The 11,126-nt window shown below is 41.7% G+C and carries 11 protein-coding genes; 5 read left to right on the top strand and 6 right to left on the bottom strand.

Going from position 1 to position 11,126, the window contains the following annotated elements; genetic code table 11:
• Positions 1-465: 465 nt before the first annotated feature.
• A complete protein-coding gene (locus tag EWV84_RS17840) occupies positions 466-1,029 on the bottom strand; it encodes a Uma2 family endonuclease (protein ID WP_287079098.1) in 564 nt (187 codons plus the stop codon).
• Positions 1,030-1,050: 21 nt separating this feature from the next.
• Here EWV84_RS17840 and EWV84_RS17835 point away from each other — a divergent pair, with 21 nt between their 5' ends.
• Together EWV84_RS17835 and EWV84_RS17830 are read left to right on the top strand one after the other, a co-directional pair.
• Positions 1,051-1,251, top strand: coding sequence for an ATP-binding protein (locus EWV84_RS17835; RefSeq protein ID WP_287079097.1), 201 nt, complete (start codon positions 1,051-1,053; stop codon positions 1,249-1,251).
• Between the two features lie 15 nt (positions 1,252-1,266).
• Entirely contained in the window at positions 1,267-1,836 is a 570-nt protein-coding gene (locus EWV84_RS17830) for a L,D-transpeptidase (protein WP_287079096.1), read from the top strand.
• Between the two features lie 5 nt (positions 1,837-1,841).
• Here the strand turns inward: EWV84_RS17830 and EWV84_RS17825 are convergent, their stop codons facing one another.
• The 4 genes from EWV84_RS17825 to EWV84_RS17810 all read right to left on the bottom strand — a co-directional run bounded on the left by EWV84_RS17825 (position 1,842) and on the right by EWV84_RS17810 (position 5,712).
• Positions 1,842-2,558 carry a hypothetical protein gene (locus tag EWV84_RS17825; protein WP_287079095.1) on the bottom strand — a complete coding sequence of 239 codons (717 nt, stop codon included), beginning with the start codon at positions 2,556-2,558 and terminating at the stop codon, positions 1,842-1,844.
• A 38-nt stretch (positions 2,559-2,596) separates the two neighbouring features.
• Complete coding sequence (locus EWV84_RS17820; protein WP_287079094.1) at positions 2,597-4,102, bottom strand: pentapeptide repeat-containing protein; 1,506 nt, start codon at positions 4,100-4,102, stop codon at positions 2,597-2,599.
• A 444-nt stretch (positions 4,103-4,546) separates the two neighbouring features.
• A complete protein-coding gene (locus tag EWV84_RS17815) occupies positions 4,547-4,849 on the bottom strand; it encodes a hypothetical protein (RefSeq protein WP_287079093.1) in 303 nt (100 codons plus the stop codon).
• A gap of 170 nt (positions 4,850-5,019) precedes the next feature.
• The gene (locus tag EWV84_RS17810) at positions 5,020-5,712 is read right to left on the bottom strand and encodes a response regulator transcription factor (RefSeq protein ID WP_287079092.1); all 693 of its coding nucleotides are present in this window, start codon (positions 5,710-5,712) and stop codon (positions 5,020-5,022) included.
• A gap of 45 nt (positions 5,713-5,757) precedes the next feature.
• Between EWV84_RS17810 and EWV84_RS17805 the strand changes: the two genes are divergently transcribed.
• The 3 genes from EWV84_RS17805 to EWV84_RS17795 all read left to right on the top strand — a co-directional run bounded on the left by EWV84_RS17805 (position 5,758) and on the right by EWV84_RS17795 (position 10,634).
• Positions 5,758-7,122, top strand: coding sequence for a sensor histidine kinase (locus EWV84_RS17805; protein WP_287079091.1), 1,365 nt, complete (start codon positions 5,758-5,760; stop codon positions 7,120-7,122).
• Between the two features lie 374 nt (positions 7,123-7,496).
• Entirely contained in the window at positions 7,497-7,898 is a 402-nt protein-coding gene (psb27, locus tag EWV84_RS17800) for a photosystem II protein Psb27 (RefSeq protein WP_286824517.1), read from the top strand.
• Between the two features lie 366 nt (positions 7,899-8,264).
• Positions 8,265-10,634, top strand: a complete 2,370-nt coding sequence (locus tag EWV84_RS17795) for an endonuclease MutS2 (protein ID WP_287079090.1) — start codon at positions 8,265-8,267, stop codon at positions 10,632-10,634.
• A gap of 94 nt (positions 10,635-10,728) precedes the next feature.
• On the opposite strand, the gene EWV84_RS17790 is transcribed toward EWV84_RS17795, so the two are convergent.
• Positions 10,729-10,860: a hypothetical protein gene (locus EWV84_RS17790; RefSeq protein ID WP_287079089.1), complete on the bottom strand. Its 132-nt coding sequence runs from the start codon at positions 10,858-10,860 to the stop codon at positions 10,729-10,731.
• Positions 10,861-11,126 lie beyond the last annotated feature (266 nt).

Below are 11,126 nucleotides of genomic sequence, written 5' to 3'. Positions count from 1 at the left end.
ACTTTTTTTCCCTCAAAAAGTGCCGACCCTTGGAGTGATTGGGGGGAAAATTCCGGGACTTTTTCCCTGAAAATTAGGTAATTGACCACCTGAAAATGGGTAAAACCCCACACCCCACATCCCACACCCCAACCCCCAACCCCCAACCCCCAACCCCCACCGAAAAACTTTTTCAGCAGACCCTAAATAGCCTGGAATCCAACAAAGCAAAAAGCTTTTTTTATTAAAATTGCTTTTTTTAATTCTGGTGAGCCTTACTTGGCAAGGCTTGCGTCGGTTATTTTCTGCTAATATATCATAACTACTCTAGAAGAGTTTTAACTTAAAACTTACATCTGATAACTGGTAACTGATAACTGATAACTGATAACTGATAACTGATAACTGGTAACTGATAACTGATAACTGATAACTGGTAACTGGTAACTGGTAACTGATAACTGATAACTGATAACTGATAATCCGTTAACCTCTTAACCAGTCAAATAATTGACCGAGGGTGATTTGAAAATTAGTCGCAAAAGCGGGGACGGGTAAAAGAGCATTTGCTGATTCAAAAATAGCGATAGTTCGATCACTAAAATAAACAAAGATAATTTCTTCTTCAGGGTCGATTAACCAACCCATTTGAGTGCCGTGATCTAGACAATAAAGGATATTTTTAACAACTTTAGTCTGATTTTGGTCAGGAGAGAGAATTTCAATCAGCCAGTCAGGAGCGATCGCAAAAGTATTTAATACTTTTCCCTCGGCATCGCGGGGAATATTTTCCCAGAGAAAAACTGAAACATCAGGAACTAGAGAACGACTGCCAAAAGTACAACGCAATTGAGGATAGGCACGGGCAATTCGTTGGGATTTTAGACTGGCGTTAATAGCTGGAACTAAATCACCTTGAATAGTGCTATGTTTACCCTGGGGCATCGGTTTAGGAATAATTTGACCATCAATAAATTCCTTGCGGGGTTTAGTTTCTGGTAATTGCAGAAATTCCCTTATTGTCAGGGAATTATTAACAGTGACAACCATAAAATTTTTTTATTGATCGCTATGATCGTTAATTTTATCGCAATTTCTCCAAGCAGAGAAGATCAAAAACAGTTATATAAAAATGTCCGTCATATCGCCTGGACAGGGTTGGGTTTGGTGGTAGTACAAAAATGCGTGGAACTACACGGAGACTCGATCGAAATTGCTATTATCCCTAGTAATGGAACCACTGTCACGATTCTATTACCGAAAGTGGCCTGAAAATAAAATCATTATATGCTAAAAGTTTTAAACGATATGGCGGAATTTTTCAAGCGTTGTCGCGGCCCAAATCGGCTTAAGCAATTAGCGCTGCTTTTTCTCCTGTGTCTAGCTTTCGTTGTCTGTAGTCCTAAAACGGCCTCAACTACGCCGGACAATTACATGACACTAACCCCCACAGCATTGACCAATAAGCTAGGCAATCCACTTTACCAACTCAGCCTTTACGGTAACGGGCAGTTAATCGCCGCTTACATGACCGTCGCGGGACGAGCGCATACTCAAAATTATAATCGCCATCAAGCTGGGACAGAAGCGCCCTTGCCGGACGGGAAATATCGGGTAGCCAGAGAGCCTGTTCCAGGAACAATTCCAGAAGCAGGAGATCGTTTCCTCCCCATACAGCCTTTGTTTCGGACTCGTCGTTCAGCTTTGGGCATTCACTACGATCCGTCCTTTGAAAAACCCAATGGCGAAGACGGCACATCAGGGTGTATCGCCCTGACCAACCGAGCGGATCTCGACCAGGTGTTGAATTACGTTCGTACCTATCGACCTCAATATCTCGAAGTTAATATTCAGTAATTCACTCACTTACATTCTATGTAATCGTAAATTTTCGGGTCTTCCACTGGTTTTAACTCTCGACGAGGACACCACTGATTAATATTGACTGCCTTAGCTTTATTCTTCATCTCTTGCGGTACTTGCGGTATTTGCTGATTAGCCTCTTGCGTATTCTTGTAATTAATCACGGCTGGATAGAAATACTTTCCCTTCTTAAAAATTGCTAAGTTGTGCTGTAATTTTTTAAACTTATCTTTGAGTATTTCTATCTTATCTTGAGCCTTTTGGGGGCTATCTAATTGAGCAAAAATTATAATGGCTCCTGGGCTGCCATCCATTATTTCTCCTCTCTTACAGTCATAATAACTTACACCTAGTTTAACTCCTGTATTTTTCCTCCAGTCGGGACGACACCACTCTTGAAGATTAACGACAAAAGAGCCTCTGGAATATTCACCATCAATTATATTTCTCGCTTCATCAGCATCAGTTTTAGATTTAAATAAAACAACGCTTGCATACCAGTTTCTCCGCTTAAATAAATAATTTTCTTTTTGATATTGTGGGAATATTTGAGGAAGTTGGTCTGTTTCATTGTTTGCTTTTTTAATGTCCTGCTCTGAACTATAAACTACTCCATAGGAAAAAGCTGGATCTGGTTTATCTTGAGAAGATGCCAAGGGAGCAAGACATACACTTAACATTAAAATAGTTGAGATTAAACGGTAGTAATATTTCATCTAAATCTCTAGCTGTAAGTTTTAAATGTTTATTTAGATTAGTCTAGATTTTTCTTAAGATTTTGCTCAGTTGGTTTGCACCATCTATCGGTTTTGGTGATCCTAGAATTAGTGTTAGGGTTTTGAAAATCGGTTAATTTCAACCAAGTGATTTGATTTTTATCATCTTCTGTATTTTCAAATTTAGTTCCCTCACTGTAACAAACATTCTGGAATTTTGATGATGTACTAATTGTTATATTTTTAAGCTTAGTATTGTAGAAATTTGACTTATCCAAAGTAGCACCTGAAAAATTTACCTTTTGCAGAGTAGCAGAACTAAAAATGGATAATGTCAAGTCTGCATTTATTAAGCTTACATCAGTCAGATTAGCTTTTGTCATATCGGCTTTGTAAATTTTTACTCCATTCATATCGACATCTTGTAATACTAGATCTTGTAAATTAGCGCGATCTAATTTAATTTCTGGGTTGGGTTTGTTTATCAAGTTTGATTCAGCCAGATAAGTGATAACTTTCCCTTTTCTTGGGCCATCTAATTCATCTAAAACAGCTAGTGTTAAAGCTCGGGCAATAGCTTGAGACTCTGGTGACAATTTAGGTTGATTTTGATCCAGCGATGGAGAGCCAGTTGGCTTATTATTAGATTTTGGCAACGTTTTTTCTGCGAGAATTAAAGTTTGCATCTTGGAGAAATAATCTTTTAAAAGTTCTTGCTGTTTTCCCTCTTTAGCTCTTTGCTTGTCTCTAGTTTCAGAAGCAGAATTTAAATAGAAAGCACCAAAAGCTAACATCAAAGGGACAATCAATAATTGTAACCAATCCCAAAAACTTTTTTTCTGGAAGCCAGACCATTTAAAATTTGATATCCAGTTTGATATGATGATTACAAGCAATATACTAAGCGAGATTAACGCCCCTGAAAGCAGCCCTTTTATCCAGGGTTTATCACTTCCCAATTCATCGCTTATCAGAGCCATAGCAACGACTATCCAAAACACAAATATAACCAAGAATATATATACCCAATTTTTTCCTTTCTCGAAGAAATCTCTAATTATATTATGTTTAAGTCGCGGTGATTGCTGCTTCAGATAGCTAGCAAAATCTATATCAATTGGTTCACTATCTTTGTCTGTTCCAGCTTCGTCATCAGTGAATATCAGAAAAGCTAGAGCTTTGCCATTTATTTTTTTTTTCGATGAATTTTTTGGCAAATCATTCAACCATCTTAAGGAATACTTTAGTCGTTCAATAATCTCATCGCTTTCAAAGAGCGAGTAAATCCCAGGAACTCCTCTGATATCAAGATTGCGATGTTCGATAATATCATGTTCGATAATATCATGTCGTTTTAGTATTTGCAGTTCCTTAGCTTCTATCGTTCCTATGTTAAAGAAGTGTGTATTTGATAAGCCGATTCCGTAATGCCAAAGTTCCTTCTCTTGTTCCCACCATTTGACAAGCTTGCCGTAATATTCACTATCTGGATTAACGGTTTCTTCAATGCGTATAATTAATCGTGCGATTTCTGAAGCTGTCATAAATATCCTCAGTGGTGCAGAAAACCCATGAAAGACTGGCTGTACAAGGAGTCCGAATTAGATAGCGGGTTGGCAGGAGGAAAAACTTTATGAGATGCTTAAGTTCCGCAACTAAAAGACATCGCTAGGTCAGCCTTTATCTTTGTATCTTAAACTATTTGAACAACTAAGTCAATCAGGGTAAGCGCTTCTTAACAATCCTTGACAAAATGAACTTTATGTGAGTTGCTCATCCCATTTTTCTTTATTTGTGGCAGGCATCCTACACGCCTTTCCCTTTTTGGGAGAGGGGTTGGGTGTGAGGATAATTAACCATCTCTGCCATTACTTTAGAAAAATGGTATTATTGCCTTTTGTCAACGGGGAAGTCCAAATATTCAGCCAACCCTAAATAAATCCGAGCGAGAATCATTCTCAATGGGGGAAAAACTTCCAAAGAAGAAATCAGGAAACACCTCCCACACGGGCATATTCTAAAATCGACTGGCTAAGAGCATCGCGATCATCGCCGGTGAGATAATAATTCCGGCCGCCGATATCATTGAGAAATCGCAGTAGGGCAAGACAAGCAGACTCTAGATCCGCCCGGTGTCGGGCAGCCGCTAAAGCTTGTTCAGAGGTGGCATAAACTAGGCGATCGCTAATTCCTTCCCTGCCATCCACTCGCCAACATTGAAAAGAATAACCCTGCATTTCTAGGATCAATTCAATCTGCCAGCCGTGATAGTCAAATCGCGTGTAAATCATGTCAAGCTGCCCCGTTTAGGAGAGGAGAGTCACAGGTTTGACCGATCTGATTGTCTAGAAGCTCTGCACCTGTCTAACTCTCTAATTTAACGGGTGATTATGGAAACCCTCTGCAAACTTCGTGCAGATTTCGTGCAGAAATAATTTTGTCTACTGTCCCAAGGCAGATATTACTTTAAACGATAACCGAGACCGTGAACGGTTTCAATAAAGTCTTCCGGCGCTCCCAGGGATTTTAGCTTGTGACGAAGACCGCGAATATGGGAAGTAACGGTTTCCTCGGCCGGAGAATCGTCCAAAGACCAAACTCGCTCAATAATACCCGATCGACTTAAGACCCGGCGCCCATGGGTAACAAGTAATTCTAAGAGAGCGAATTCCTTGGGGGTGAGAGAAAGAAGTTGACCGTTATAACTGGCCTCGTGGGTACTGGGATTTAACTGCAAACCCCCCCAAGATAATAAAACACTGCTGGTACTGCTGCCACGTCGGATCAAGGCCCGAATCCGCGCCATTAATTCGCCTAAATCGAAGGGTTTAGTGACATAATCATCGGCCCCTGCGTCTAATCCGTCGATTTTATCGATTACCGTATCCCTTGCGGTCAATAATAGGACGGGAACGGTGGCATTAGCAAAGACGGGATGATGGGATTCCGCTCGTCGCAGACGTTGACAGAGTAAAGTTCCGCTCAATTTTGGCAGGGTGACATCGAGAACTAAAAGGTCATATTTGCCTAATTCTAGCCAATTCCAGCCTTCTTCTCCGTCTCTAGCCACATCGACAACGTATTGTCGCTCGCTCAATGCCTCTCGCAAAATATCGGCTAGTTGAATATCATCTTCTACTACTAAAATTCGCATGGCCTAGAGATGGAGTAAGCTGGAAATAGTGTCAGTTAACTGCTGATGAATTGGCTAAAACAAGGAAAATGGATCGCGGGAGGTTTCGGGCTAACTGTCTTATTGATGGGAACTATTAGCCTAGTTTCCTATCGCAATACCCTCACCCTGCGTCAGCGCGCTGCCGAGGTGGAAGTTACCTACGAGATCATCGATAATCTCAGTAATCTTTACGCTAACATGGCCGTGGCCGAATCGGGAAGACGGGGTTATATTAAAACTGGCAGCCCCAGTGAATTGGGTCGTCATCGTCGAGCGATCGCTTTGATGAAATCTAACTGGCAACTCCTGGCCAAACAACTAGAAAACGGCACAGATTTCGAGCGGGAAATGGTGGCTCAGATCGGGGATTTAATGTATCGGCGAATTGCTTTATTTAATCAATCGATCGCCACCTATAAACCCGATCAGTCCGATGATATTTCCCAAGATGCAATCACGGTTAAAAGTGTCGAGTTCCGGGATAAGTTTCAAAATCTTCTTACCTATTTACAAGCTAGTCAGAAAAGGAATTTAAGAATTAGCATCGCTAGTTCTAGGGATAGTATACGCGAAAATTCTCTGTTGGTTTTACTGGGAACTTTTATCAGTTTTGTGATTATTTGCGGAGTTTATATTTTAGTTTTTTGGCAAGAGAAACGGCGACAGAAAAGTGAGAAAATCCACCAGTTATTACTACAAGAAAAAGAACTTTCCGATCTAAAAATACAGCTTTTTTCCATGATATCTCATGAGTTTAGAACCCCTTTAACCGTTATTTTTTCTGCCTCGCAGTTATTAGAAAATGGCTTAAAAGATGCCGATCAGTCGAGCAGAAAAAACCTATATAGAATCCAGTCTTCTGTCAAGCTAATGAATCAATTCTTAACAGATATTTTGATTTTAACAAGGGCAGAATCTGGGAATCTCAGTTGTCAACTAGAGCCGCTCGATATTGAAGCTTTTTGTTTAAATTTAGTCGAGGATTTTCAATTTATCAATAAAAATAATACCCCGATTAAATTTGTCAGTCAGGGATTGATGATTCGTCCTTATCTAGATGAGAAACTGCTCTACTCGATTTTAAGTAATTTACTCTTAAATGCGATTAAATATTCCCCCACGGGAGCAGGGATTAGTTTGATTTTGGGGAAAGATAGCGATCGCATTGTTTTTCAAGTCCAAGATCACGGTATCGGCATTGCCGAGGAAGATAGAGGTAAGATCTATGAACCCTTTTATCGGGGTCAGAATGTGGAAAATATTATCGGCACGGGATTGGGGTTAGCAGTGGTTAAAAAATGCGTCGAACTCCACCGCGGCGAAATCGCCCTAGATAGCCAAGTGGATAAGGGAACAAGCTTTACCGTCAAACTGCCCATTTCACCCTAGTTCCAGCTTGAGGAAAGCCTTGGCCCAGGTAGCGGTGAATTATCCTGATGTCCCGTTTCCAGAAGCGGGAATCGCGGATTTAAAAACGGCTGATGATAGGGCGGATATCTACCTTCGGGAAACCACCACCAGTGCCTGATCGCAGCTGGAATTAGTCCCGAATCAACTCACTCCGGGTTGAAGGCATCGCAACTTTTAGGCAAAAATTGCGCTTTTACAGCCCAAAAAGCCTATATTTTGACTATTTACCCCCGGTTGACCCCTGACTAAAGGAAAGATTTTTGATTTTTGCAGCCGGTTGACTCTCATGAAGAACTGGTAACAGTTTCCTGATAGGATAAGGTGACTTGGGATTAACTTATGGTATTGAAAATATGTCTCCAAAACCTTACATTTCTCGCTTATTAGCTTTGGTTCTCGTCCTTGTCATCGGATTGATGGGCTGTTCTAGTAGTTCGGGGTTAACAGGCAATTATGGACAGGATACCCTGACGGTGATTGAAACTTTAACCACAACCCTTGATTTAGTCAAAGATGACCCGAATAAAGCGGCAGTTGAGTCGCAAGCAAAGGAACAAATCAACAATTACATCTCCCTCTACCGACGAGATAAAAAATCCGGGGGTTTGCGTTCTTTCACTACTATGCAAACAGCCTTAAACTCTCTAGCTGGTTATTATACCGCCTACGGTTCCCGTCCCATCCCCGACAAACTCAAACAACGTTTAAAACAAGAATTTAAACAGGTACAATTCTCTCTCCAGAAAGGAATTTAGATACAGTGATCAGTGATCAGTTATCAGTTATCAGTAGAACTCGACCTAATATTATATCGAGACTAGAAGTCTTTGTCGGCAATAAACTTACCCAAACAGAAATGATTTTAATTGCCACATATTTTTTCAGTTAAATTGAATTAGCAAGGATAGATATACATTTCAGTAAAGCAAGCGGTGATTGGGTTATAATTTTTGGAGATGTCTAGCGGGAGTGTTAAGTGACCGGTATTTAAGTGCGAGTAACAGTGCTGTCTTTTCCCTGATTACTGATGACTGATTACTGTTCACTGAAATGACTCCTGCAAAATCGGGCCAAATCCGGTTAGACTAGAAATACAAAGCGTATTATAAAAAACTACAAAATTGATTGAAGACGAAACCCTAGAATTATTGGAATGGCCGCGGCTATGTCAACACCTAGCTACTTTTGCAGCGACTAAACTCGGTGCGATCGCAATTCGTCAATTGCCGTTACCAGAAAGCAAAGAGGAAAGTTTAAACCTACTCTGCCAAACCAAAGAAGTTTATAGTTTAGAACAAAAATTAGATAGTCGTCTTTCCTTTGATGGGATTACCGACATCGGAGATGCCCTAGAAAGGGCGCATCTGGGGGGGTTATTATCGGGACAGGAACTTTTAAATATTGCCACGACTTTAGCGGGAGTGCGACGTTTACGGCGTTTAATTGACGAACAGGAAGATATACCAGTTTTAAAAGAGTTAGTAGCCGAAATTCGCACCTATCCAGAGATAGAACAGGAAATACACCGTTGTATCGATGAAGATGGCCGGATATCCGATCGCGCTAGTCCCCAATTACGGGAAATTCGGGGACAAATGAAGGTGATTAAAGAGCGAATTTACCGAAAATTACAGGATATCATCCAAAAACAGGGCGGTGCCATCCAAGAAGCAGTCATTACCCAAAGAAGCGACCGCTGGGTGATTCCCGTCAAAGCAGCGCAAAAAGAGCAAATACCCGGGATAATTCACGATACTTCCAGCACAGGGGCGACTTTTTACATTGAACCTCACTCTATCGTTGACCAAGGCAATCAACTGCGGCAATATCGTCGTCAGGAACAAATCGAAGAAGAAAAAATCCTCCGGCAGTTAAGTAATACGATCGCCGAAGCTTTTGAGGATTTAGAATATTTACTAGCGATCGCTACTAGGCTCGATCTGGCCACCGCCAGGGCCCGTTACAGTTTATGGTTAGAGGGTAATCCCCCCCGCTTTATCGATGGGTCGGAAACGATTACTTTGCGGAATTTGCGTCATCCCTTGCTCTGGTGGCAAAAACACCACGAACAGGGGGGGGATGTCGTACCAATAAATGTGCAGATTACCCCAGAAATTCGCGTTGTTGCCATCACCGGACCAAATACCGGCGGAAAAACCGTTACTTTAAAAACCCTCGGATTAGCGGCTTTAATGGCGAAAGCGGGCTTGTTTATTCCGGCCCGGGAACCGGTAGAGATACCCTGGTTTGATCGCGTTTTAGCCGATATCGGGGATGAACAGTCTTTGCAACAGAGTTTATCGACTTTTTCGGGTCACATTCGCCGGATTGTTCGCATTTTAGCGGCTTTAAATTCTCGTTCCTTGGTTTTACTCGATGAGGTGGGAGCAGGTACGGATCCGGCCGAAGGAAGTCCTTTAGCGATCGCTATTTTACAATACCTCGCCGATCATAGTTTACTAACGGTGGCTACCACTCACTACGGGGAATTAAAAGCGTTAAAGTATCGAGATTCTCGCTTTGAAAATGCCTCGGTAGAGTTTGATGATCGCACTCTTTCCCCCACTTATCGACTATTATGGGGCATTCCGGGGCGTTCTAATGCTTTAACTATTGCCCAGCGTTTGGGATTAAGTCCCGAAATTGTGGCCGAAGCGAGAAATCATCTGGGGGGGTTATCGGAGGAGATAAATCAAGTGATTGCGGGTTTGGAAGCGCAAAGACGGGAACAGGAGTCAAAAGCTAAAGAGGCAAGTCAATTGCTCCAACAAACGGAGAAATTTTATACAGAGGTGTCCACGCGGGCCAATTCTCTACAGGAGAGAGAGCGAGAATTAAAGCGTTATCAGGATCAGGAGCTACAAAAGGCTTTATTATCGGCAAAAGCAGAGATTAATGACGTTATTCGCCGATTGCAATCAGGAACAAAAACTGGTAAGGATGCCCAAAAAGCCACCGAGGAATTAACTGCGATCGCAGAAAGGGTATTACCAAAAACGGAAAAAACTAAGGTTAATTATCGTCCGCAAGTGGGGGAAAGGGTACGCTTGCCCAATTTGGGACAAACTGCCGAAGTTTTAGCAATTTCACCGGAATCAGAGGAGATTTCCCTGCGTTTCGGTATGATGAAGATGACCCTACCCTTAGATCAGATCGAGTCTTTGGATGGTCAAAAAGTGGAAACTGCGCCAAAACCTGTCAAAAATGTGCCACAAACTCCCACAAAACCCCAGGAGACTCCTTTAATTCGTACTGCTAATAATACCGTCGATATTCGCGGTTCAAGGGTGGCAGAGTCAGAAACGGATATCGAACAGGCGATCGTCCGTGCCACCCCCTCGGGTATATTATGGATTATTCACGGTAAAGGTACGGGGAAATTGCGTCAAGGTGTTCACGATTTTTTATCCCGTCATCCCCAGATAAAACGCTTTCAATTAGCACCCCAAAATGAGGGCGGTTCGGGGGTAACTATCGCTTATTTAACTTAGGATTTGCCGAATAGGTTTTTTGTCGGGTTAGAAGTCAGGAGTCAGTATTCAGGAGACAGGAGTCGGTCGTCGGTCGTCAGGAGATTATTTTTATTTATTCTTCCCATCCCCCCACTTCCCCACTTCCCCACTTCCCCACTTCCCCACTTCCCCACTTCCCCACTTCCCCACTTCCCCACTTCCCCACTTCCCCACTTCGTGAATCATACTTTGTGCTTTTTGTCAAAAAAACTTTTTTTTTGCAATAAAACTACACAAAAAAAAGATCATCGTTGTGGGTGAAATTGACTAATTTACCCGTCTTAATGAGGATTACCTTCTAGGTGTGGCAAGGGTTTCAACCGTTGCTGCCCAAAAAAGCACATAGTAACCGACTATGAAATTCTATCAAATCGCTGTAACCATTGCAACATCGTTGTTAAATAAAAATCTTTCTCAATTAATTCTTAAGAATTTATAAATATTGCGAAATGTTAATTTAAATATTCTCAA

The organism is Microcystis sp. M_QC_C_20170808_M3Col (assembly GCF_007095505.1).
In the GTDB taxonomy this organism is placed as follows: Bacteria; Cyanobacteriota; Cyanobacteriia; order Cyanobacteriales; family Microcystaceae; genus Microcystis.
This window is presented reverse-complemented; position numbering and strand designations above follow the sequence as displayed.